Annotated in this window: 18 protein-coding genes; 8 read left to right on the top strand and 10 right to left on the bottom strand. The window is 70.2% G+C overall.

Annotated elements, in window-relative coordinates; translation table 11 throughout:
• Nucleotides 1-8: 8 nt before the first annotated feature.
• The 5 genes from OG624_RS30595 to OG624_RS30575 form a co-directional block, all read right to left on the bottom strand.
• Entirely contained in the window at nucleotides 9-944 is a 936-nt protein-coding gene (locus OG624_RS30595) for a carbohydrate ABC transporter permease (RefSeq protein ID WP_078909134.1), read from the bottom strand.
• A 14-nt stretch (nucleotides 945-958) separates the two neighbouring features.
• Nucleotides 959-1,903 (bottom strand): carbohydrate ABC transporter permease, encoded by a 945-nt coding sequence (locus tag OG624_RS30590; RefSeq protein ID WP_033217674.1) that lies wholly within the window; start codon nucleotides 1,901-1,903, stop codon nucleotides 959-961.
• A gap of 19 nt (nucleotides 1,904-1,922) precedes the next feature.
• Nucleotides 1,923-3,350 carry an N-acetylglucosamine/diacetylchitobiose ABC transporter substrate-binding protein gene (gene ngcE / locus OG624_RS30585; protein ID WP_033217902.1) on the bottom strand — a complete coding sequence of 476 codons (1,428 nt, stop codon included), beginning with the start codon at nucleotides 3,348-3,350 and terminating at the stop codon, nucleotides 1,923-1,925.
• A gap of 299 nt (nucleotides 3,351-3,649) precedes the next feature.
• Complete coding sequence (acnA, locus tag OG624_RS30580; protein WP_167745531.1) at nucleotides 3,650-6,379, bottom strand: aconitate hydratase AcnA; 2,730 nt, start codon at nucleotides 6,377-6,379, stop codon at nucleotides 3,650-3,652.
• A gap of 140 nt (nucleotides 6,380-6,519) precedes the next feature.
• A complete protein-coding gene (locus OG624_RS30575) occupies nucleotides 6,520-7,578 on the bottom strand; it encodes a LacI family DNA-binding transcriptional regulator (protein ID WP_051763021.1) in 1,059 nt (352 codons plus the stop codon).
• A 92-nt stretch (nucleotides 7,579-7,670) separates the two neighbouring features.
• Between OG624_RS30575 and OG624_RS30570 the strand changes: the two genes are divergently transcribed.
• Complete coding sequence (locus OG624_RS30570) at nucleotides 7,671-9,590, top strand: amidohydrolase (protein WP_033217672.1); 1,920 nt, start codon at nucleotides 7,671-7,673, stop codon at nucleotides 9,588-9,590.
• 69 nt (nucleotides 9,591-9,659) lie between these two features.
• On the opposite strand, the gene OG624_RS30565 is transcribed toward OG624_RS30570, so the two are convergent.
• Nucleotides 9,660-10,544 (bottom strand): haloalkane dehalogenase, encoded by an 885-nt coding sequence (locus tag OG624_RS30565; RefSeq protein WP_033217670.1) that lies wholly within the window; start codon nucleotides 10,542-10,544, stop codon nucleotides 9,660-9,662.
• A gap of 97 nt (nucleotides 10,545-10,641) precedes the next feature.
• On the opposite strand from OG624_RS30565, the gene OG624_RS30560 reads away from it, so the two are divergent.
• A complete protein-coding gene (locus OG624_RS30560) occupies nucleotides 10,642-11,127 on the top strand; it encodes a MarR family winged helix-turn-helix transcriptional regulator (protein ID WP_033217669.1) in 486 nt (161 codons plus the stop codon).
• A gap of 70 nt (nucleotides 11,128-11,197) precedes the next feature.
• Nucleotides 11,198-12,727, top strand: coding sequence for a helix-turn-helix domain-containing protein (locus tag OG624_RS30555; RefSeq protein WP_033217668.1), 1,530 nt, complete (start codon nucleotides 11,198-11,200; stop codon nucleotides 12,725-12,727).
• Between the two features lie 267 nt (nucleotides 12,728-12,994).
• Here OG624_RS30555 and OG624_RS30550 read toward each other — a convergent pair whose 3' ends face one another.
• Nucleotides 12,995-13,204, bottom strand: coding sequence for a hypothetical protein (locus OG624_RS30550; protein WP_158711779.1), 210 nt, complete (start codon nucleotides 13,202-13,204; stop codon nucleotides 12,995-12,997).
• A gap of 141 nt (nucleotides 13,205-13,345) precedes the next feature.
• On the opposite strand from OG624_RS30550, the gene OG624_RS30545 reads away from it, so the two are divergent.
• Complete coding sequence (locus OG624_RS30545; RefSeq protein ID WP_033217665.1) at nucleotides 13,346-13,642, top strand: DUF6087 family protein; 297 nt, start codon at nucleotides 13,346-13,348, stop codon at nucleotides 13,640-13,642.
• Nucleotides 13,643-13,669: 27 nt separating this feature from the next.
• Here the strand turns inward: OG624_RS30545 and hisS are convergent, their stop codons facing one another.
• The gene (gene hisS, locus OG624_RS30540) at nucleotides 13,670-14,995 is read right to left on the bottom strand and encodes a histidine--tRNA ligase (RefSeq protein WP_033217659.1); all 1,326 of its coding nucleotides are present in this window, start codon (nucleotides 14,993-14,995) and stop codon (nucleotides 13,670-13,672) included.
• A gap of 238 nt (nucleotides 14,996-15,233) precedes the next feature.
• Between hisS and OG624_RS30535 the strand changes: the two genes are divergently transcribed.
• The gene (locus tag OG624_RS30535; protein ID WP_051763020.1) at nucleotides 15,234-15,758 is read left to right on the top strand and encodes a hypothetical protein; all 525 of its coding nucleotides are present in this window, start codon (nucleotides 15,234-15,236) and stop codon (nucleotides 15,756-15,758) included.
• Nucleotides 15,759-15,769: 11 nt separating this feature from the next.
• Here OG624_RS30535 and OG624_RS30530 read toward each other — a convergent pair whose 3' ends face one another.
• A complete protein-coding gene (locus tag OG624_RS30530) occupies nucleotides 15,770-16,606 on the bottom strand; it encodes a class II glutamine amidotransferase (RefSeq protein ID WP_033217656.1) in 837 nt (278 codons plus the stop codon).
• Nucleotides 16,607-16,789: 183 nt separating this feature from the next.
• Between OG624_RS30530 and OG624_RS30525 the strand changes: the two genes are divergently transcribed.
• A complete protein-coding gene (locus OG624_RS30525; protein WP_051763019.1) occupies nucleotides 16,790-18,241 on the top strand; it encodes a cytochrome P450 in 1,452 nt (483 codons plus the stop codon).
• A gap of 64 nt (nucleotides 18,242-18,305) precedes the next feature.
• Nucleotides 18,306-18,815: an FBP domain-containing protein gene (locus OG624_RS30520; protein ID WP_033217894.1), complete on the top strand. Its 510-nt coding sequence runs from the start codon at nucleotides 18,306-18,308 to the stop codon at nucleotides 18,813-18,815.
• Nucleotides 18,816-18,856: 41 nt separating this feature from the next.
• On the opposite strand, the gene OG624_RS30515 is transcribed toward OG624_RS30520, so the two are convergent.
• Nucleotides 18,857-20,410 carry an MFS transporter gene (locus OG624_RS30515; protein ID WP_371640056.1) on the bottom strand — a complete coding sequence of 518 codons (1,554 nt, stop codon included), beginning with the start codon at nucleotides 20,408-20,410 and terminating at the stop codon, nucleotides 18,857-18,859.
• A gap of 83 nt (nucleotides 20,411-20,493) precedes the next feature.
• Here OG624_RS30515 and OG624_RS30510 point away from each other — a divergent pair, with 83 nt between their 5' ends.
• A complete protein-coding gene (locus tag OG624_RS30510; protein ID WP_371640055.1) occupies nucleotides 20,494-22,551 on the top strand; it encodes a S9 family peptidase in 2,058 nt (685 codons plus the stop codon).
• The last annotated feature ends 39 nt before the right edge of the window (nucleotides 22,552-22,590 follow it).

Genomic DNA, 22,590 nt, shown 5'->3' with positions numbered 1-22,590 from the left:
CCGGACCGCTACTTCAGTGTCGCGGAGGTGAGACCCGACTGGATCTGGCGCTGGAAGGAGAGGTAGACCACCAGCATCGGCACCATGGCGATGGTGGCGCCCGCGAAGAGCACCGGCAGGTCCGTCTCGTAGCCCATCTGGTACTGGAGCTGGATGAGCCCCTGGGTGAGCATGTACCGCTCGGGGTCGGCACTGGTCTGCGGCTGCATCAGCACGGCGGGCAGGATGTACTGGTTCCACTGGCCCAGGATGTTGAAGATCCCGACGCTGATCAGGCCGGGCTTGGCCATCGGCAGCATCACCTGGAAGAAGATCCGGGTGTCGGAGGCCCCGTCGATGACCGCCGCTTCATGGATCGCCGTCGGCAGCGTCCGGAAGAAGGAGTGCATGAAGAAGACGGTGAAGGGCATCGAGTAGGCGACGTACACCAGGATCAGGCCCTGGTAGGTGTTCAGCATGTCGAAGCGCTTGACCATGAAGAAGAGCGGTACGAGCGCCAGGAAGACGGGGAACATCGCCCCGCTGACGAAGAAGTAGTAGATGAGCCGGTTCCCCGTGAAGGGGTAGCGGGCCAGCACGTACGCGGCCATGGAGCCGAACAGCATGGTCAGCGGGACCGAGAACACCAGCACGATGAGGGTGTTGGCGAAATAGCCTCCGATGCCCTTCGTCCAGGCCCGCCCGAAGGCGTCGAAGTGCCAGTTGGAGGGCCAGCTGAGGGCCGAGCCGCCGATCTGCGCGTCGGTCTTGAAGGCGCCGAGCGCCAGCCAGAGCAGGGGCAGCACGATCATGATCGCCCAGACGACCAGGAAGCCGTGCGAGAAGACGTTGAGGGCCATGCCCTCGGAGCGGCGCCCTTCCCGCTTCCCCGGCCGTCCGGCGCCGCCGGCCGGCTCCCCGGCCTTCTCGCCGGGAGCCTTGATCACTGTGGACTGTGCAGTCATCGTGGAAACTCCGCTCAGAACTCGATGCGCTCGCGGCGGGTGGCGCGCAGCGTGATGACGGAGAGGATCATGGTCAGGGCGAGCATGACCACGCCCATGGCGCAGGCGTATCCACTCTTTCCGAAGTAGAGGAAGTTGCGCATCAGCACCGTCGACATGACCTCGCTGTGGTGGTCGGGTCCGCCACCGAACTGGCCCGAGGTCATGGTCGACACCAGCACGAACATGTCCATGGCGGCGATGCCCAGGTAGACCGCCGAGGTCTGCACCGAGTCCCACAGCAGGGGCAGCGTGACCTTGAAGAAGGTCTGGGCGCGCCCGGCACCGTCGAGCAGCGCGGCCTCGTAGATGTCCTTGGGGACGGACTGCATGGCGGCGGAGAACAGCACCAGGTAGAAGCCGACGCCGTGCCAGACGACGACGAGGAGCAGGCACCACAGGACGAGGTTCGGCTCGTTGAGCCATTCGACCGGGTGGGCGGCGTCGATCACGCCGATCTTGGTCAGGAAGCCGTTGAGCAGGCCGCCCTCGTCGCTGCGGTAGATCGCGCCGAAGAGCACGGAGAGGATGGCGAGGGAGAGGACCTGGGGGAAGAAGTAGACGACCTTGTAGAAGCGCGATCCGCCGACTCCCTGCACTCCGCCGGCCCCGCCGCGCCCGCCCGCGTTCACCATGAAGGCGAAGAAGAGGGCGAGCAGGATGGTGACGAGCGGGACGAACACCAGGAGCAGCAGGTTGTGCCAGAGGGCGCCGCGGAAGACCTCGTCCGACAGCAACGTCGCGTAGTTGTCCATGCCGACGAAGTCGAACGTCGGGGACTGGCCGCTCCAGTTGGTGAAGGAGTACCCGAACGTCTGCACGTAGGGCCAGATGACGAAGGTCAGGTACAGCGCGAGGGGTGCGAAGAGGAAGCCGGTGATGAAACCGGCCCGCCCCTTCCTCTGGGCTACTTGGCTCATGGTGTCCGTCCCTGCGGGGTCAGGCGCGCTTGTTGTTCTTGGCGTTCGGGTCCTTTGCCGCCTTGTCCACCGCGGCCTGGGCCCGCTTGATCCACTCCTTCGGCTGAATCCGCTGCGCCATGAGCTCATTGGACGCGTTCTGGATCTCGGTGTCCATTTCGCTGTACCAGTCGGGGTAGCGGTAGCTGAAGGTGTTGCTGCCCGCGGCCTTGAGTGCCTCGACCGCCGACTGGGTGCCCGGCCGCAGCTTGACGCTGGGGTCCACCCCGTCCTTGACGACCGTGAGCGAGTTCGCCTGCTGGGCGAAGATCGTCGACCATTCGCGGGACAGCATCGAGCGGAGGAACTCGAAGCCCGCGGCCTTGTTGGCGGCCTTCTCCGGGACGATGAAGGGCTCGTCGACGCCGGCCCGGATGGCCTCGAAGGGCAGTTTGCTGTCGGCGAGCAGCGGCATCGGCAGGAACTTCATGTCGAAGTCCTCCGGGGTCTGCTTCAGCTGCTCGTTCTCCAGCCAGGAGCCGGAGGGGATGAAGGCGGCCTTGTACTGGTTCCAGGCGGTCTGTGACTCCGTGTGGGTGAGGCCGTTGGTGCCGGGCATCAGGAGGCCCTTCTCCACCACCTCGTAGACCGCCTCGACCGCGGCGAGGGCGGCCGGGTTGCCCTCGAAGGCGTTCGGCTCCAGGTTGTCGATCGCCTTCATGGCGTCCAGACCGCCCTTCTTGGCGATCAGGTCCATGATGACGACGTTGATGTAGTACGGGAACTTGCCCTGGTGGGCGAGGCCGCCGATGCCGGCTTCCTTGGCCTTGGCGCAGACGGCGAGGAACTCGTCCCAGGTCTTCGGCGGCGCCCAGCCCTTCTCCTTGAAGAGCTTGCCGGAGTACCAGAAGCCGAACACGGCGTAGACGTACTTCAGCACGACGAACTTGCCGCCCTGCAGGCCCTGTTCGTAGGCGCCTTCGACCAGGGTGTCGCGCACCTTCTTGGTCGGGTCGTCGAGCGAGGGCGAGTCGAGGACGGCGGTGAGGTCGGCGAGCTGGTCGCCCTTGGCGAGCACGTCCAGTTTGATCTGCTGGGCGCCGGAGTCGTCGACGACGTCCGGCGGGTTCCCGGCGTTGAAGCGGGGCTGGAGCTTGGCGGTGATCTCCTGGGTGCCCAGGTGGGAGCTGGTGGTGCCCCACTTCTTGTCGAAGGCGGCCTCCCAGGCCTTCGCGTAGTCGTCGCCGAACCCGCCCTTGAAGACGACGACGTCCAGCTTGCCGCCCTTCGCGACGCCGAAGGGGTTCTCCTTGGTCACCGGCGCCTTGGCCGGGCCCTTCGTGGAGTTCTCCTCGCCGCCGGAGGCGCAGGCGGACAGGAAGCTCATCGTCGGCACCGTGATCAGTCCGAGTGCTGCGGAGCGCTTGATCAGGTCGCGGCGTCCGAGGCCCTCACCAGTGGATCCCATGCTCATGTCCTCGCCTTCGTCAGAAGTGTGAAGGAGGCCGGAGATTCACGGTGGTGACCGTGCATGCGGACATCACCACAGGTCCCCGCCCACCCCCCGGCCCGGAGCCGCTCGTCTCGCGGTGATCCGGACGGGCACAGGTATAGTCCACTTGCGCTCGTGTGAGCAAGATCATGCACATTTATGGCCACCAGTTTTTCCGAGTTGAGACCTGTCCGTCACATGGACACGCCGCCGGACGAACGGAAGGGCCGTACCCCCTCGACGGGGATACGGCCCTTCGGCGCCTATGCGGTGGTTCAGCCGCGGATGAGGTTCCGGAGCACGAACTGCATGATGCCGCCGTTGCGGTAGTAGTCCGCCTCACCCGGCGTGTCGATGCGGACGACCGCGTCGAACTCCACACCGGTGTCGGTGGTCACCTTGACCGTGCGCGGGGTGGTGCCGTTGTTCAGCTCCTCCACACCGGTGAAGGAGAAGGTCTCCTCGCCGGTCAGACCCAGGGAGGCCGCGGTGGCACCCTCCGGGAACTGCAGCGGGAGGACACCCATGCCGATCAGGTTCGAGCGGTGGATGCGCTCGTAGGACTCGGCGATGACGGCCTTGACGCCGAGCAGCGCGGTGCCCTTGGCGGCCCAGTCACGGGACGAGCCGGAGCCGTACTCCTTGCCCGCCAGGATGACCAGCGGGATGCCGGCGGCCTGGTAGTTCTGCGAGGCGTCGTAGATGAAGGAGACCGGCGCGCCGTCGACGGTGAAGTCGCGGGTGAAGCCGCCCTCGGTGCCCGGCGCGATCTGGTTGCGCAGGCGGATGTTGGCGAAGGTGCCGCGGATCATGACCTCGTGGTTGCCACGGCGGGAACCGTACGAGTTGAAGTCGCGACGCTCGACACCGTGCTCGGTGAGGTACTTGCCGGCCGGGGTGTCGGCCTTGATCGCACCGGCCGGGGAGATGTGGTCGGTGGTGACCGAGTCGCCCAGCTTCGCCAGCACGCGCGCGCCGGCGATGTCGGAGACCGGGGTGGTCTCCATCGTCATGCCCTCGAAGTAAGGGGGCTTGCGGACGTAGGTCGACTGCGGGTCCCACTCGAAGGTGTTGCCCGTCGGGATCGACAGCGCCTGCCACTGGGCGTCGCCCGCGAAGACGTCCTGGTAGGACTTGCTGAACATGTCCTCGCCGATGGCGTTCGCCACGACGTCGTTGACCTCGGCCTCGGAGGGCCAGATGTCCGCGAGGAAGACCGGCTTGCCCTCGGTGTCGGTGCCGATGGCGTCCTTGGTGATGTCCACCTTCATGGAGCCCGCGATGGCGTACGCGACGACCAGCGGCGGGGAGGCCAGGTAGTTCATCTTGACGTCGGGGTTGATACGACCCTCGAAGTTGCGGTTGCCCGAGAGCACCGAGGTGACCGCGAGGTCGTGCTCGTTGATCGCCTTCGAGATCTCCTCGTCCAGCGGACCGGAGTTGCCGATGCAGGTGGTGCAGCCGTACCCGACGAGGTTGAAGCCCATCTTGTCGAGGTACGGGGTCAGGCCGGCCTTGTCGAAGTAGTCGGTGACGACCTTCGAACCCGGGGCCAGGGTGGTCTTGACCCACGGCTTGCGGGTCAGGCCCTTCTCGACCGCCTTCTTGGCCACGAGCGCCGCGGCGACCATGACGTAGGGGTTCGAGGTGTTGGTGCAGGAGGTGATCGCGGCGACGGTGACGGCGCCGTGGTCGATCTCGAAGGAGGTGCCGTCGGCCAGGGTGACCTGGGTCGGGCGGCTCGGCACGCCGTTGGTGGCGGCCGGGGCGTCGGAGGCCGGGAAGGACTCCTTGCCCGCCTCGTCGTCGTCCTCGACGTAGTTGCGCACGTCCTGCGCGAACTGCTGGGAGGCGTTGGCCAGGACGATGCGGTCCTGCGGGCGCTTCGGGCCGGCGATGGAGGGGACGACCGTGGAGAGGTCGAGCTCCAGCTTCTCGGAGAAGTCCGGCTCGGCGGCCGGGTCCAGCCACAGACCCTGCTCCTTGGCGTACGCCTCGACGAGCGCGACCTGCTGGGCGTCGCGGCCGGTCAGGCGCAGGTACTTCAGGGTCTCGTCGTCGATCGGGAAGATCGCGGCGGTGGAGCCGAACTCCGGCGACATGTTGCCGATGGTGGCGCGGTTCGCGAGGGAGGTGGCGGCGACGCCCTCACCGTAGAACTCGACGAACTTGCCGACGACGCCGTGCTTGCGCAGCATCTCGGTGATGGTCAGCACCAGGTCGGTGGCGGTGGTGCCGGTGGGCAGCTCGCCGGTCAGCTTGAAGCCCACGACGCGCGGGATCAGCATGGAGACCGGCTGGCCGAGCATCGCGGCCTCGGCCTCGATGCCGCCGACGCCCCAGCCCAGCACGCCCAGGCCGTTGACCATGGTGGTGTGCGAGTCGGTGCCGACGAGGGTGTCGGGGTACGCCTGGCCACCCCGAACCATGACCGTGCGGGCCAGGTGCTCGATGTTGACCTGGTGGACGATGCCGGTGCCCGGGGGGACGACCTTGAAGTCGTCGAAGGCGGTCTGGCCCCAGCGCAGGAACTGGTAGCGCTCCTTGTTGCGGCCGTACTCCAGCTCGACGTTCTGCGCGAAGGCGTCCTTCGTGCCGAACTTGTCGGCGATGACCGAGTGGTCGATGACCATCTCGGCCGGCGAGAGCGGGTTGATCTTCGCCGGATCGCCGCCGAGGGCCTTGACGGCCTCACGCATGGTGGCGAGGTCCACGACGCAGGGGACGCCGGTGAAGTCCTGCATGATCACGCGGGCCGGCGTGAACTGGATCTCCTCGCTGGGCTGGGCCTGCGAGTCCCAGTTACCGAGCGACCGGATGTGGTCGGCGGTGATGTTCGCGCCGTCCTCGGTGCGAAGCAGGTTCTCCAGCAGGACCTTCAGGCTGTAGGGAAGGCGGGCGGAGCCCTCGACCTTGTCCAGCTTGAAGATCTCGTACGACTCGTCGCCCACCTGCAGCGTGCTGCGGGCGTCGAAGCTGTTCGCCGACACGACAGTCTCCTTCATGCATGAATTCGCGCGTATTACCGCAATCCTGCCGCCACGCCCCTTGGCCAATCCGCTAAGGTAGGGCTAAGTTAGGTAACCCTTATCAGCGGGGGCGGCTGCGGTACGCCTTCGGCAGATATCTCGATGTCGAGATAACTCTAGTACATGTCCGGGGGGAGGGACGAGGCGCGCACCCGCAGTCCTGCCGGGACCGTCCGTTGACCAGGCGGTTCCGCATGCCCGGATTCGATCAGGTTGACCAGGACAGACACCGCCGAAGCGGCGATCCGCTCCGGATTCAGGGTGACGGTGGTCACGGCGGGTTCGGCCTCCGCGTACGCCGGATCCTCGCTCGCGCAGACCAGCAGCAGCCCCCTGTCGCGCCTCGGAGCGCCGGGCTCGTCGGGCGTGCCGGGGATGCCGGGTATACGGAGGCCGTGGCGCGCGGCGGCGGCCAGCACCTGGCGGCCCCCCGGGTCGTACACGCAGTACACGGCGTCGGGGCGGTCCGGCCCGGCGAAGGCGGAGTCGAAGGCGTGTCCCGCCGTGTCCTCGGGGTCGAAGGGGACCAGCAGCGGAGCCAGGCCGCGCTCCGCGCACCACTGTTCGTAGGCCGAGGTGACGGCCCCCGTGTAGAACTCGCGCCCGTAGCCCGAGTGCAGGGCGATCCGCCGGGCTCCGGAGGCGGCGAGGTGGTCGAGCACCTCGCGGGTGGTCGTGGTGTGGTCGTTGTCCACCCATACGTCCGCCGGCCAGGGGTCGGGCGGCCGGCCGTCGAAGACCACCGGCAGACCCCGCGCCCGTAGGGCCCGCAGCACCGGGTCGCCGGCCGGGCTGTCGAGCAGCAGCATCCCGTCCACGGCGAGCGTGTGCCACAGCGGCTCGGCGCCCCGGTCGGCGGGCAGGGCGGTCAGGGCGTACCCGTGCGCGTGCGCGGCCGAGGTCGCGGCGGTGAGCAGGCGGGAGAAGTAGGCGATCCCGACGAAGTCCCAGGCGTCCCCCGCGTACGTGGTCACCGCGACACCGAGGCTGCGGGTGCGCGGGCCGCGGCGGGCACCGTAGCCGAGCGCGCCCGCCACCTCGCGGACCCGGCGCCGGGTGGACTCGCCGAGGCGGCCGGTGCCGTTGAGCGCGTGGGAGACGGTCGCGGTGGACACCTCGGCGGCGCGCGCGATGTCGGCGAGGGTCGGTCCCGGCGCGGGTGGGTGCTCTGGCACGCGGCCATCGTACGGATTTCGTCGGTGGAGGCGGCTTCTGGTTAAGCGGTTAATCAAACAGTGTCCTGGCCACACCAACGTTTGGAGTGGGCATGACGTCTTCTTCGCACCTGTCCCGCCGGGGACTCCTCGCGGCCGCCGGGATCACCGGGGTCGCCGGGGCGGCCGGCCTGCTGGGGGCCTCCCCTGCCGCCGCCTCCCCAGCGCCCTCGGCCGCTTCCTCCACCGGGCGCGGTTCGGCGGCCTTGGTGGTCCATAACGCCTCGGTGTTCACCGGGACCGGCGGCCGGGCGCGCGTCGAGGCCGTCGCGGTCGGCCGGGACGGGAAGATCTGGGCCACCGGGACGAACGCGGCGCTGCGCCGCTACGTGGGCCGTGACACCGAGGTCCTCGACGCCCGCGGCAACACGGTCATGAGCGGCATCCACGACGGCCACGTCCACCCGCTCGGCGCGGGCGAGCGCTCGCTGTCCCCCTCCCTGGAGGGTGCCGAGACCACCCTGGCCGAGCTCCAGGAGATCCTGACCGGCTTCCTCGCCGACACGGGCGGCGCGGGCGCGGAACCCGACGGCTGGCTGGTGGTCGAGGACTGGAACCCGGTCGGGCTGCTCCCCGTGGGAACCAACCCCCACCACTCGATGCTGGACGCGCTGGCGACCCGGCGGCCGATCGCCCTCGTCGGCGGCGACGGCCACAACCTGTGGGCCAACCAGCGGGCCCTGGACATCGCCGGGATCACGGCGGCCACCCCCGACCCGGTCGGCGGCAAGGTGGTCAAGGGCGCGGACGGGCGGCCGACGGGCGTCCTCAAGGACGACGCCCAGGGCCTGGTGCGGCGGCACATACCGGAGCCCACCCGGGCCGACCTGGTCGCGGCGTGCGCCAAGGTGCTGGAGCTGGCGGCCGCCTCCGGGGTCACCACGATGATGGACGCCCTGGTGGGACGGCACGAACTGGAGCTGTACCAGGCGCTGTCGGCGGCCGGGAAGCTGCCGCAGCGGATCGTGCCCGCGATCCGGCTGGAGGCGGAGCAGACCAAGGACCCGGCGGGCTCGCTGGCGTACGCGCGGGGCCTGCGGCGGGAGTTCTCGGGCGTGCGGGGGCTGCGGTTCGGGATGGTCAAGGTGTTCCTGGACGGGGTCATCGAGTACCCGGCGCAGACCGCCGCGCTGCTGAAGCCCTATCTCGACGGGAAGGGCAGGCCGACCGACAATCGGGGCGAGCTGTACACCTCGGCGGCGGACTACGGGCGGCTCGCCGCCGCCTTCAACCGGGCGGGCTGGCAGATGCACGCGCACGGGCTGGGCGATCGTGCGGTACGTACCGCTTTGGACGGGTACGCCTACGCCAAGCGGGTGACGGGCCTTCGGGACGCCCGCAACGCCGTGGCGCACCTGCAGCTCGTGGACCCGGCGGACCTGCGGCGCTTCGCCCAACTGGGTGTCACGGCGTGCATGCAGCTCCAGTGGGCGGCGAAGGACACCTGGACGATGGAGGCGCTGCTGCCCTACATCGGACCCGAGCGGCATCGGTGGATGTATCCGGCGCGGAGCCTGCAGAAGGCGGGAGCCCGGCTGTCGGGCGGCTCCGACTGGCCGGTGGACGCCCTCCAGGTGTGGAACCAGCTGCGGACCGCGATCGACCGCCAGGGTGCCTTCGGGGCGGGCCCGCTGTACCGCGAACTGGAGGGGCTGGACCGGGAGGCGGTGCTACGGATGCACACCTCGGGAACGGCGTGGCAGCTGCGCCAGGAGGAGCTGACGGGCACGGTGGAGCCGGGCCGGGCGGCGGACCTGGTGGTGCTGGACCGGGACGTGACGCGCTGCCCGGTGGCCGACATCAGCGGGACGGGGGTACGGATGACCCTGGTCGGCGGGCGCGTGGTGCACGACGCGGATTCGGCGTCGGGGAAGGCGGCCTCGGCGCGGGTGGCGGGCGCCGCCTCGGGCCCGCGCCCGGCCTCGTACGCGACGGTGCACGCAGGGGGCCGCCACCACGCCTGCAAGCACTGAGCGGGGGGCCGCCGCTGCCGGGAGCCCCGGCAGCCTCAGCCCCGGCCGCCGTGGGTTCGGCCGCCGGGTTCAGCCGGCCGCGAGGCCATGGCGGGCGGCCCAGGAGTTGAGCGCGGCGGCGATCTCCTCGGGCCGGTCCTCGGGGCAGAGGTGGGCGGCCCGGCCGCAGTACTCGCTCTCCAGCGCCGAGACGTTCTCCTCGCACCAGGCGACCGTCTCGGGGCCGACCATCAGGGCCGGCGAGCCGTCGAAGGTGAGCAGCAGCTTGGGCACCGCCGGGCTGTCCGCCAGCCAGGCGTCGTACCTCTCGACGACGGCGTGCACATCGGCCGGATCTCCGTCGATGGGCAGCGAGCGGGCCCACCGCAACATGGGCAGCCGGCTCTCGCGGGTCGGGTAGGGGGCGGCGTAGACGGCGCGGTCCGCCTCGCCCATCGGGTTCAGCACCGTCTGCCGGATGCTGTCCTCGATGAAGATGTTCCGGTCCAGGACCATCTCCTCCCCCACGCCCGGGGTGCGGATCGCCTCGAACCGGGCCCGCGCGGCGGGCGGGTACTGCGCCCAGCTCAGCGGCCGCACGATCGTCTCCATGAAGGCGACGCCGCGGACCCGCCCGGGGTGGCGGGTGGCCCGGTCGAAGGCGAGCGCCCCGCCCCAGTCCTGCCCGACCAGCACCACCTCGTCGAGTCCGAGGGCGTCGAACCAGGCGTCCAGGTAGCGGGCGTGGTCCTCGAAGCGGTACTCGCCGCCCGGCTTTCCGGAGCGGCCCATCCCGATGAGGTCCGGGGCCAGGACGCGGACCCCGCCCGCGATCCGGGGCAGGACGCCCCGCCAGAGGTGGGAGGAGGTCGGGTTGCCGTGCAGGAACACGAAGGGCACGCCGCCGGGAAGCGCGTGGTCGCCGCCGTGGTCCTCGTAGTACATCGTCGAGTCGAGCACGTCGATCGTGGGCATGGGAGGCCCCTTCCAGAAATCGTTGGGGACACTAACGTTTGGGGCACCAACGAAGCTATATCGTTAGTGCCACCAACGCAATGGATAGCATCGCCCCATGACCCCGGAAGAGAACGCCCCTCACGTCCCCGCACGGCTGCGTCAACTGCCCAGCCGGCTGCTGGCGCAGGCCTCCACCCACGCGCAGCGGCTCGTGACCGAGGGGCTGAGCGGGGAGGACGCCCGTACGTGGCACTACGCGACGCTGGTCGCCCTGGAGGAGTCCGGCCCGGCGAGCCAGGCCACGCTCAGCGCCCGCACGGGCATCCACCGCAGCGACCTGGTCGCCGTCATCAACGAACTCGCCGCACGCGAACTGGTGGAGCGGGCCCCGGACCCCGAGGACCGCCGCCGCAACGTCGTCACCCTCACCGCGCGCGGCCGGCGACACCTACGCAAACTGGAACAGATCCTCACAGCGGTCCAGGAGGAACTACTGACCCCGCTGTCCACCCAGGAGCGGGAGCAGCTCACCCGACTGCTGAGTCGGATCGTCGACCATCACGCGCACGGGAGCCCCGCCATGGGACTTGACGGCCGGTAACAACCACTCAATTCACCCATTTGCCGCACCCAGCGCGGGAGTCATCTCATATCTGAGATAGCGTGCCCCTATGGCAGACGACTACCTCGTACGCATCGGCAAGCTCATCCGTGACGCCCGGCAGCATCGCGGCTGGACACAGAGTCAGCTCGCCGACGCCCTCGGCACCAGCCAGAGCGCAGTGAACCGGATCGAGCGCGGCAACCAGAACATCAGCCTTGAGATGATCGCGCGCATCGGTGAAGCGCTCGACAGCGAGATCGTCTCCCTGGGCTACGCCGGCCCGATGCACCTGCGCGTGGTGGGCGGCCGCCGCCTGTCCGGCGCCATCGACGTCAAGACCAGCAAGAACGCGTGTGTCGCCCTGCTCTGCGCCTCGTTGCTCAACAAGGGCCGTACGGTGCTGCGGCGGGTGGCCCGCATCGAAGAGGTCTACCGCCTCCTGGAGGTCCTCGGCTCCATCGGTGTCCGCACCCGCTGGATCAATGACGGCGTGGACCTGGAGCTGATCCCGCCGGCCCGCCTCGACATGGAGGCGATGGACGCCGACGCGGCCCGCCGGACCCGGAGCATCATCATGTTCCTGGGCCCGCTGCTGCACCGCATGGAGACCTTCCGCCTGCCGTACGCGGGCGGTTGTGACCTCGGCACCCGCACCATCGAGCCGCACATGATCGCCCTGCGCCGCTTCGGCCTGGACATCACCGCGACCGAGGGCATCTACCACGCGAAGGTCGTCCCCGGGATCTCCCCGGACCGCCCGATCGTGCTGACCGAGCGCGGGGACACCGTCACCGAGAACGCGCTGCTGGCCGCCGCCCGGCACGACGGCGTGACCGTCATCCGCAACGCCTCCTCCAACTACATGGTCCAGGACCTGTGCTTCTTCCTGGAGGCCCTGGGCGTCCGGGTCGACGGCGTCGGCACCACCACGCTCACCGTCCACGGCGTCCCGAGCATCGACGTGGACGTCGACTACTCCCCCTCCGAGGACCCGGTCGAGGCGATGAGCCTGCTCGCCGCCGCGGTCGTCACGGAGTCGGAACTCACCATCCGCCGGGTGCCGATCGAGTTCATGGAGATCGAGCTCGCGGTCCTGGAGGAGATGGGCCTGGACCACGACCGCTCGGCGGAGTACACGGCCGACAACGGCCGCACCCGCCTGGTCGACCTCACGGTCCGCCCCTCGAAGCTCGAAGCCCCGATCGACAAGATCCACCCGATGCCGTTCCCCGGGCTGAACATCGACAACGTCCCGTTCTTCGCGGCGATCGCCGCCGTGGCCCAGGGCCAGACCCTGATCCACGACTGGGTGTACGACAACCGGGCCATCTACCTCACGGACCTGAACCGCCTCGGCGGCCGCCTCCAACTCCTCGACCCCCACCGCGTCCTGGTCGAGGGCCCCACGCGCTGGCGCGCGGCGGAAATGATGTGCCCGCCGGCCCTGCGCCCGGCGGTGGTCGTCCTCCTGGCGATGATGGCGGCCGAGGGCACCTCGGTGCTGCGCAACGTCTACGTGATCAACCGCGGCTACGAGGAACTGGCCGAGCGCCTCAACTCGGTGGGCGCCCAGATCGAGATCTTCCGCGACATCTGAGCACGCCGCGGGTCAGGACGGATTCCCGTCCCCCCGGGCCGCCTGTGGGCCGTCGCCGGTGTCTCCGCCCCCGCGGAAGACCCCGTCGACGGCCCTTCGCGCTCACGCCTGCTGAAGGCCCTGAGCACGATGCGAGCATCGGGCGAGAACCGCAAGGGGGCACGGACCGCGCACGAGCCGCGAAGGCGTTCCGGATCGCCCTGGACTCCGGCGTACTCGGCCCAGGGCTGCCGGGGGACGTACCGGGCCTGCGGATCCGTGTGGTGCTCAGCCGGCGGTGCCGGGCGAGAGCACCGTGGACGCGGCGGCGTGATCCTGGCAGGCGGCCCACCAGCTGTCGCCGCCGGCGTCGCTGACCCGCACGCTCCACGCCGCGGGGTGGGAGCACGGAGCTCCCCAGGTGCACGCGCCCCGTGCGGAAGCCGTGCCGACCCTGTGGTGGGCGGCTGCCCACGGGTACTTCTCGCGGAGTTCCATGGCGGCCATTGAAGCGGAGGCGCGTACGGCCGCGCCGCCGAACGAGCTGATTCACCCGGGCCGTCCGCGGCTGAGCAGACCCGCTCCTCCGCCGTGTCGGAGAACGGTAGGGTGCCCGCACTGTTCGACGGAGGCACTCGGATGAACCGCGAAGACGAACCGCTCGACCGCTGGGCCGCCCGCCGGGAAGGGCGACTGCGCAAGCCCGGCGAGCTCAAGGCACTCACCCTCGGCACCGGACCGCAACGCGCCGCCCACCTCGACCCCGGGGCCCCGCGCCTCATCCTGGAGTGGGACGGGTTCCAGTGGGTGGCCGTGACCGTGGTCGACGACTACGCGGCGGCCTGCCGCCTGCTCCACCCCGCGCCGCAGCCCCGACCCGAGGAGCAGCCGGCGTCGGGGAAGCGGGAAGGCCGGCACCGGAAGCCGCGAGCCTGACGCTCGGGGTCGCCAAGTGGGGCGCCGTCAGCGCGGGGCCGGGAGCCAGGTCGTGGGGTCGGACGCCACCTGCTCGCCCGTCGCCAGGTTCTTCACCTCGTGCGCCGCCCCCTCCTCGAACGGCGGGAACCAGACGAACGGGATGCCCTTCCGGGAGGCGTGGCGGATCTGCTTGGCCACCTTGTCGGCCTGGTGGTAGAGCTCGACATTCATCCCCCGCCCGCGAAGGCGCGCCGCCGTGGCCTCGGCCTCGTTCCGGCGGTCGTCCCGCGGAACGACCACGAGTACGTCGCTGGGGCACTTCGCGGGGGTTTCCAGCAGCCCCTCCGCCAGGAGTTTGGCGAAGATACGCGTCAGTCCGATCGACATTCCCACACCCGGGAGCCGGCGCCGGATGAAGGAGCCGGCCAGGTTCTCGTAGCGCCCGCCCGAGCAAATGCTCCCGTAGTTCGGCCAGTCGACGAACTTTCCCTCATAGACCGTTCCCGTGTAGTAATCGAGCCCGCGGGCGATCGAGAGGTCGGCGACGACACTGCCGGCCGGCAGATCGCCCAGGGAATCCAGTACGTGACTCAGCTCGCCGAGACCTTCGGTGAGGAGCTCGGACGTCACGCCCAAGGCCTTGACGTCCTCCACGACGGCCGAGCCGGTGCCCCGCGTCCGGGCGAGCGCGAGGCAGGAATCCACGGTCCGCGCGGACAGCCCGACTTCGTCGGAAAGAATCTTCGCGACGCCCTCCGGGCCGACCTTGTCCAGCTTGTCGACGGCGCGGATCACCGCGGACGGATCGTCGATGCCGAGCCCTTCGTAAAACCCCTGGAGGACCTTCCGGTTGTTGATGCCGATCGTCCATGCGGGCAGATTCAGCCCGGTGAGGATCTCGTGGATCACGCGCGGCAGCTCGGCGTCGAAGTGCGCCGGCAGGTGGTCGACGTTGATCACGTCGATGTCACACTGCGTGAATTCGCGGAATCGCCCGTCCTGAGCCCGCTCGCCACGCCATACTCGTTGTATCTGATAGCGCTTGAACGGGAACACCAGCTCGTTGAAGTGCTGGGCCGTGTAGCGCGCGAACGGCACCGTCAGATCGAAGTGGAGCCCGATCCGGGAGTCACCGGTGTCGTCGGCGTCCTCCTGAAGCCTGCGCAGCGCATACACCTCGTTGGAGGTCTCACCCTTCGCGGTGAGTACGGAAAGGGGCTCGACCGAAGGCGTCTCGATCGAACAGAACCCATATCTCTCGAAACCCGACCGAATGAGATCGAGCCACTTCTGCTCGACCATCCGGATTTCAGGGAGCCATTCAGGAAATCCGCTGACGGGAACAGGTCGGACCGGTGGAGTTTCGTTCATCGGTGACACTCTCTCTTCGCTGTGAGCCGCTCGACGGCCGAGTCGCGGACCCGCTCGAACGCCGGTGACCAGCGTCTTACACAATCCGGCGTGACATCAACCGACTTGAAACGGCGCCACCGACGCCGAGCTGTCGTATCCGTCTTCCGTCTCACCCCTCGTCAACACTGGTATCGAATTCAACCTTCTGGGTATCTTGAGCGCCGCTCAAGGAACACTCACGACCCAGGAGTTACCGATGAACGTCCCGCACCGCAGCAGACCGAACGCGATGAAGAAGCGCTGCAGAGGCGCCCTCGTCGTCCTCGCCGCCGTTCTGTCGCTCGCCGCCTGCGACCCGGCCGCGCCGGCCGGCACCACCGGAACCAGCGCCACCGCCACCGTCGGCGCGACCCCGAGCCCCAGCCCCTCCGTGGTGGCGGCCAGTCCGAGTCCGAGCGCCAGTGTCGCTGCGACCCCGAGCGCCGAACCCACCACGGCGGCGCCGACCCTTCCGGCCCCGGTCGCCGCACCGCCCACCACCAAGGCGCCGGCGCCCACCAAGGCCGCCCCCGCCCCGCCGGCCCCCACCCGGACCCGCACCCAGGCACCCGAGCCCACCAAGGCGACGGCCGACTGCTACCCCCGCTCCAACGCCGGCAACTGCTACAAGGCCGGTCAGATATGTCGGAAGGCCGATGTCGGCACGTCCGGGCGGGACGCCAACGGACGCACGATCCACTGCCGTGACGACGACAGCGTGGGCCAGCGCTGGGGCTACTGACCGCCCCGGTCCTACGCGGCCTGCGGGGTGAAGGGGAGGAGTTCGTCGCCGCCGGGGCCGACGATGCCGAAGCTGCTCTCCGGCACCTTGTTCCAGGCTCCGGGGAGGTCGCCCAGAGGCTCGGACACGACCAGGCGGGTCTCGTCGGAGATCTCCTGGAGGAATTCCATGTCGGGGTGCAGCCTGCGCAGCGTATCCACCCGGCTGCTGTAGAACAGGGACCTCGACTCGCCCTGGCTGGAGTAGCGGAAGGCCCAGAGGCGTTCGCCGTCACTGATGGCGAGCGTCATCTGGAGCGGGTACGGCACACCGTGCTCGTGGCCGACGCGCTCCACCACGCCCGCCATCCTGGCCACCGCTCCCGGCGGGTCCCCTTCCAGGCCGAGGGTGAGCGCCAGGTGGAACATCACCTCGGAGTCCGTCGTCCCCTCGACATCGGGGTACAGCGCGGGGTCGATGAGCAGGGTGAGGTCCCGTCGCATCCGGTGGAATTCGGCGATGGACCCGTTGTGCATGAACATCCAGCGGCCGTGCCGGAAGGGGTGACAGTTCGTCTGTTGCACCGCCGTACCGGTCGACGCCCGGATGTGGGCGAAGAACAGCGGTGAGCGGACGTGGTCCGCGAGCTCCCGCAGGTTGCGGTTGTTCCAGGCGGGGCCGATGTCCCTGAAGGTCGCCGGGGTGCCCGTGTTCTCCTCCGTGTACCACCCGACGCCGAAACCGTCACCGTTCGTCGTCTCCACACCCAGTCTGGAGTGGAGACTCTGGTCGATCAGCGAGTGGGCCGGTTTGTAGAGGATCGTTTCGAGCAGCTGGGGAGTTCCCGAATACGCGAGCCATCGACACATGAGCGATCACCTCGGGGGGACAACACGCACGGTAGCCCTATCCAGTGTGGCCACACCCCCCGGTGATCGCCACGCCAGCGGGACCGCGATCAGGCCACAGTGCGGCCTGATGAGCCCGTGTCCTCGCCAGGCAGGGCACGGGGCGGCAGAATCGGGCTTCCGTAGGACGAAGGGGCGGGGGCCATGACGGTGGACGCGAACGTGGACACGGGTGCGGGTGCGGATGCGGGCACGGATGCGGGTACGGAGGTTCCCGGACCGGCGGGAATGCCGTTGCTCGGCTCGCTCCTCGACCTGAAGTCCGACTCGCTCGGGACCTATCTGCGCGCCCAGCACCAGCACGGCGACCTGGTGCGGATCACGGCCGGTCCGCCCGGGATGCGCGCCGAGTTGTACTGCGTCTTCTCCCCCGCGGGCGCGCAGCAGGTGCTCGCCTCCGACGCGGCCCGCTTCCGCAAGGACAACCGCTTCTACCAGGAGGTCCGGGAGTCCTTCGGCAACGGGCTGCTGACCAGCCAGGACGAGGACTACCTGCGCCAGCGCCGGCTCGTGCAGCCGCTGTTCACCCGCCGTCGCGTGGACGGTTACGCCGAGGCGATCGCCGCCGAGACCCGATCCGTCGTCGACGCCTGGGGAGACGCCCTCGACGGCGTCATCGACGTCTCCGACGAGATGGCGCACCTCGCCCTGCGGGCCGTCGCGCGCATCCTCTTCGGCACCGATGTCGAGGCCACCGCCGATGTCGTGACCGAATGTTTTCCGATCATCACCGAGTACGTGCTGCGCCGCGGCTACTCCCCCGCCAACATCCCGCGCCACTGGCCCACCCCCGGCAACCGGCGGGCCGCCGCCGCGTTGGACGAGCTCTACGGGGTGTGCGACCGGATCATCGCGGAGCGGCGGGGCGGCGCCGCCGAGACCGGGGCCGGTACCGAGGCAGGGGCCGGTACGGGGGCTCCCGGCGAGGACCTGCTGACGCTGCTCGCCGCCGCGAAGAGCTCGGACGACGGGGAGTTCGACGCCTCCGAGCTGCGCGACCAGGTGTTGATCTTCCTGCTCGCCGGGCACGAGACGACCGCCACCTCGCTCTGTTTCGCCCTGCACCTGCTGTCCCTCCATCCCGAGCAGCAGGACCGGGCCCGCGCGGAGGTCTCCCGCGTGCTGGGCGACCGTACGCCCGAGGCCGCCGACCTGGAGCGGCTCCCGTACCTCACCCAGGTCCTCAAGGAGGCCATGCGGCTGTATCCGGCCGCGCCGGTCATCGGGCGCAAGGCCGTCGCCGCCACCCGGATCGGGGAGCACACCGTCCCCGCGGGCGCGGACGTGATCCTGGCGCCCTGGGTGACGCACCGCCATCCCGCGTACTGGCCGGACCCGGACCGCTTCGACCCCGAGCGCTTCACGCCCGAGGCGGAGGCGGGGCGGCCGCGCTACGCCTGGTTCCCTTTCGGCGGCGGGCCGCGCGCCTGCATCGGGCAGCACTTCTCCATGCTGGAGTCGGTGATCGCGCTGGCGATGATCCTGCGGGCCTACGAGTTCGAGGCCGTGGACACCGAGATCCCGGTCGGCGCCGGGATCACCCTGCGGACGACCGGCCCGGCGCGCTGCCGGATCCGTCGCCTGGACACGCCCTAGGGGAGGTCTTGTCACGGAAATACGGGATGCGGGCAGGCCAGGGCGGGTCGTAGGGTCGATGCCCGTGGAACCACTCACCGAGAAACAGATCCGTTCGTCCTTCGTGAACTGCACCAAGGGCGAGGCGACGCGGCTGCGCCTGCCGCTCGACTTCGCCGAACTGCCCTGGAAGGACCTGGACTTCCTGGGGTGGGTGGACCCGGGAGCGCCCCTACGGGCCCACCTCGTGCTGCCCCGGGCGGACGGGGCCGGTCCGCTGGGGATCTCGCTGCGCGTACCGGCCGTCGGCCGCACCAGCGTGGTGAAGTCCAGCCTGTGTCAGATCTGCCTGACGGGTCACGCCTCCTCCGGGGTCACCCTGCTCGCCGCACCGCTGGCCGGCGCCCGCGGCCGTGAGGGCAACACGGTCGGCACGTACATCTGCGCGGACCTCGCCTGCCCCCTGTACGTACGCGGCAAGCGCCAGGCGAAGCTGCGCGCCGGGCAGTACGAGGAGTCCCTGACGCTGGACGAGCGGCTCGCCCGCATGTCCGACAACCTGGACGCCTTCGCCGCTCGGGTCACCGCGGTGTAGCGGCTCGCCCGGTCCTCGCCCCTGCCCCCGCCCCCGGGCCTTCAGGTCCGGTCCGCCGCCGGTTTGTGGTTGCCCTGGAGGCGGGCGAGGTCCGAGGGGCGGACCTGGATGACGAACAGCGCGATCAGCGCGCCGACGAGGGTGAACAGGGACGCCACGACGAAGGCGGCGCTGATGCCCGAGGTGAGGACCTGGTCGCCCCACGGTTTCGGGAGTTGCCCGGTGCGCTGGAAGAGGGCCTTCTGCACCGGGCCGGCCGTGCTGAGGAACTCCGGTATCTGCTGCTTGGCCTCGTTGCGGCTCGCCGTGCCGAAGACGGTCACCAGGATCGACAGGCCCAGCGAGCCGCCCACCTGCTGCATCGTGTTCAGCAGGCCGGACGCCGCGCCCGACTCGCGGTCGGAGACGTTCGACAGGGCCATCAGCGTCAGCGAGACGAACTGCAGGCCCATGCCGAGGGCGAAGAGGAGCATCGGGCCCAGGATGCTGCCGAGGTACGTCGAGTCCACGTCGGTCTGCGTCAGCCAGGCGAGGCCGGCCGCCGAGGACAGCGCGCCCGTGACCATGAAGGGCTTGGGGCCGAACTTCGGCAGCAGTTTCGCGGTGATCGCGGCGCCGACCGCGATCACGGCGCTGACCGGCAGGAAGGCGAGGCCGGCCTGGATCGGGCTGAAGCCCAGCACGATCTGCACGAAGAGGGTCAGGAAGAAGAACATGCCGAAGATCGCGCACGCGAGCATGAGCATGATGCCGTAGGTCCCCGCCCGGTTGCGGTCGGCGAACATGTGCAGCGGGGTGATCGGTTGCGGCGAGCGCCGTTCGGTGAGGATGAAGAGGGTCAGAAGGACCACGGCGGCGCCGAACGAGCCGAGGGTGACCGGGTCGCGCCAGCCCTCCTGGGACGCCCGGATGAAGCCGTAGACCAGCGAGACCATGCCCAGGGTGGACAGCAGCGCGCCCGCGAGGTCGAAGTGTCCCGGGTGGCGTTCGGACTCGCGCAGGACCTTCGTGGCCAGCACCGCGATCACGATGGCGATGGGGACGTTGACGAAGAGCACCCAGCGCCAGTCGAGCCATTCGACGAGGATGCCGCCCGCGAGGAGGCCGATCGCACCGCCGGCGGCCGAGACTCCGGCGAACACGCCGAACGCCCGGTTGCGGGCCGGGCCTTCGCGGAAGGTGGTGGTGATCAGGGCGAGGGAGGTCGGCGAGGCGATGGCGCCGCCGACGCCTTGGAGGGCCCGTGCGGCCATCAACTGGCCCTCGTTCTGGGCGAGTCCGCCGAGGAGCGAGGCGAGCCCGAAGAGCAGGACGCCGAAGATGAAGACGCGTTTGCGGCCGAGGATGTCGCCGATGCGGCCGCCGAGGAGCAGCAGTCCGCCGAACGCGAGGGTGTAGGCGTTGACGACCCAGGAAAGGCTCTCGGTCGAGAAGCCGAGAGCGGTCTGGATGTGTGGCAGCGCGATGTTCACGATCGTGATGTCGAGAACCACCATGAGTTGGCAGGAGGCGATCACGAACAGGGCGAGTCCGCTGCCGCTTCCCCGGACCTTGCCTTCGGTCCCGCTGTTGCTCGGCGTTGGGGTCGGATCCACCTTTTCGACGCTAAGCCCGCGCCTCTGGGGCCACCACTCGAACAGCCTAGTAATGGTGACATTTCACATGTCACACTACGATCATGGATGACTTCCTCAGGCTCTCCGCGAGCACGGCCCGCTTCACCTACGGCGCCCCGCGCGCCTTCTCCTTCGGGGACGACGGCCGACTGCTCTGGTTCCTCCGGTCGACGGGCCCCACCGACGCCTTCGACTCGCTCTGGGTCCTGGACACCACCACCGGCGCCGAGACCCGGCTCGCCGATCCCCGCGAGCTGTGCCCCGAGCCCGGCCCCCTCCCCGTGGCCGAGCGCCGGCTGCGCGAGCGGACCCGGCTCGTCGCCGCCGGCATCGGCTCGTACGCCCTCTCCGGCGACGGCCTGCACGCCGTCTTCGCGCTCTACGGGCGGCTCTTCGAGGTCGCCGCGGGCGGCGCCGGCACCCCCAAGGAGATCCCGGCCGCCGGGCCCGCGCTGGACCCGCGCCCCAACGCCGACGGCTCGCGCACCGCGTACGTCGCCGACGACGTCCTGTACGTCGCCCCGGGCGGCCGGATCAGCCCCGACGACGGGGCCCGCTGGGGCCTCGCCGAATTCGCCGCCGCCGAGGAGCTGGGCCGCACCCGGGGCCACTGGTGGTCCCCGGACGGGGTCACCCTGCTGGCCGCCCGCGTCGACGAATCCGCGATCCAGCGGCGCTGGTTCGCCGACCCGGCGCACCCGGAGCTGCCGGCCGAGGACTTCGCCTACCCCGAGGCGGGCGGCCCCAACGCCGACGTCCAGCTATGGGTGCTCGGCGCCGACGGCACCCGGATACGGCTCGACTGGGACGCCGACACCTATCCGTACGTCTCCGACGCGGGCTGGGAGTCCGCCACCGAGATCCTGCTGACCGTCCAGGACCGGCTCCAGCGATGCGTCCTGCTGCTCTCCGCCGACCCGGCCACCGGCCGCACCCGGGAGCTGTCCCGCACCACGCACCCGCAGTGGGTGGACCCGCTGGTCCCCGGCACCCCGGCCCGCCTCGCCGACGGGCGGATGCTGATCTCGGCCGACACCCCGAACGGCGCCGCCCGCGCCCTCGCGGTGGACGGCGCACTCCTCACCGGGGACGGGATCCAGGTCCGCGCCGTGGCCGGGGTCCACGAGGGCCGACTGCTGATCGAGGCGGGCCTGCGCGACCCGTCCGAGCAGCAGGTGCTGCTGCTGGACCCGGACACCGGGGACCTCACCCCGATCGCCGACGGGCCCGGCGTGCACACCGTGTCCGCGTCGGCCGGCACCCTGCTGCTGACCACCGCCGACGCCGACGGGGTACGGCGCACCGTACGCACCCCCGACGGGCGGGAGTTCACCCCCGCCGACCTGTCCGAGCCGCTGCCCTACCGGGTGGACGCCATCCTGGAACGGGTCACCGAGCGCGGCATCCCCACCGCCCTCGTGCTGCCCCGCGACCACGTCCCCGGCCGGCGGCTGCCCGTCCTGGTCGACGGCTACGGCGGCCCCGGCATGCAGGACATCACCGCCGACCAGCGCCGCCGCCAGCACCGCCAGTGGTGGGCCGACCAGGGCTTCGCCGTGGTCACCATCGACAATCGCGGGACCCCGTACGTCTCCCCCGCCTACACGCACGCCATGTACCGGGGCTTCTCCGAGGTCACCCTCGACGACCAGGTCGCGGCGCTGCACGCGCTCGCCGCCCGCCACACCGACCTCGACCTCGGCCGGGTCGGCGTGCGCGGCTGGTCCTACGGCGGCTACCTCTCGGCCATGGCCGTGCTACGCCGCCCGGACGTCTTCCACGCGGCGGCCGCCGGCGCCGCGCCGACCGACTTCCGGCACTACGACACGGCGTACACCGAGCGGTACCTGGGCCTCCCCCAGGAGCACCCGGACGTCTACGAGCGGGACTCCCTCATCCCCGACGCCCCGAAGCTGTCCCGCCCCCTGCTGCTGATCACGGGCCTGGCCGACGACAACGTCCACCCGTCCCACACCCTGCGGCTGTCGCAGGCGCTGACGGACGCGGGCCGCCCGCACCAGCTCCTGGCCCTCCCCGGGGTCACCCACATGACCCCGGGCGGCACCCGGGAGAAGCTGATGGCGCTGGAGCTGGAGTTCTTCCGCCGCGAACTGGCCTGAGGGGTGTCCCCCGCACCCCGCCGACCACCGTGTCGGCGG

The organism is Streptomyces virginiae, assembly GCF_041432505.1.
GTDB lineage: Bacteria > Actinomycetota > Actinomycetes > Streptomycetales > Streptomycetaceae > Streptomyces > Streptomyces virginiae_A.
This window is presented reverse-complemented; position numbering and strand designations above follow the sequence as displayed.

Coding starts and splice junctions, on each gene's coding strand:
- OG624_RS30595 (WP_078909134.1), bottom strand. CDS start 944: ATGACTGCACAGTCCACAGTGATCAAGGCTCCCGGCGAGAAGGCCGGG.
- OG624_RS30590 (WP_033217674.1), bottom strand. CDS start 1,903: ATGAGCCAAGTAGCCCAGAGGAAGGGGCGGGCCGGTTTCATCACCGGC.
- ngcE (WP_033217902.1), bottom strand. CDS start 3,350: ATGGGATCCACTGGTGAGGGCCTCGGACGCCGCGACCTGATCAAGCGC.
- acnA (WP_167745531.1), bottom strand. CDS start 6,379: ATGAAGGAGACTGTCGTGTCGGCGAACAGCTTCGACGCCCGCAGCACG.
- OG624_RS30570 (WP_033217672.1), top strand. CDS start 7,671: ATGACGTCTTCTTCGCACCTGTCCCGCCGGGGACTCCTCGCGGCCGCC.
- OG624_RS30565 (WP_033217670.1), bottom strand. CDS start 10,544: ATGCCCACGATCGACGTGCTCGACTCGACGATGTACTACGAGGACCAC.
- OG624_RS30560 (WP_033217669.1), top strand. CDS start 10,642: ATGACCCCGGAAGAGAACGCCCCTCACGTCCCCGCACGGCTGCGTCAA.
- OG624_RS30555 (WP_033217668.1), top strand. CDS start 11,198: ATGGCAGACGACTACCTCGTACGCATCGGCAAGCTCATCCGTGACGCC.
- OG624_RS30550 (WP_158711779.1), bottom strand. CDS start 13,204: ATGGAACTCCGCGAGAAGTACCCGTGGGCAGCCGCCCACCACAGGGTC.
- OG624_RS30545 (WP_033217665.1), top strand. CDS start 13,346: ATGAACCGCGAAGACGAACCGCTCGACCGCTGGGCCGCCCGCCGGGAA.
- hisS (WP_033217659.1), bottom strand. CDS start 14,995: ATGAACGAAACTCCACCGGTCCGACCTGTTCCCGTCAGCGGATTTCCT.
- OG624_RS30535 (WP_051763020.1), top strand. CDS start 15,234: ATGAACGTCCCGCACCGCAGCAGACCGAACGCGATGAAGAAGCGCTGC.
- OG624_RS30530 (WP_033217656.1), bottom strand. CDS start 16,606: ATGTGTCGATGGCTCGCGTATTCGGGAACTCCCCAGCTGCTCGAAACG.
- OG624_RS30525 (WP_051763019.1), top strand. CDS start 16,790: ATGACGGTGGACGCGAACGTGGACACGGGTGCGGGTGCGGATGCGGGC.
- OG624_RS30510 (WP_371640055.1), top strand. CDS start 20,494: ATGGATGACTTCCTCAGGCTCTCCGCGAGCACGGCCCGCTTCACCTAC.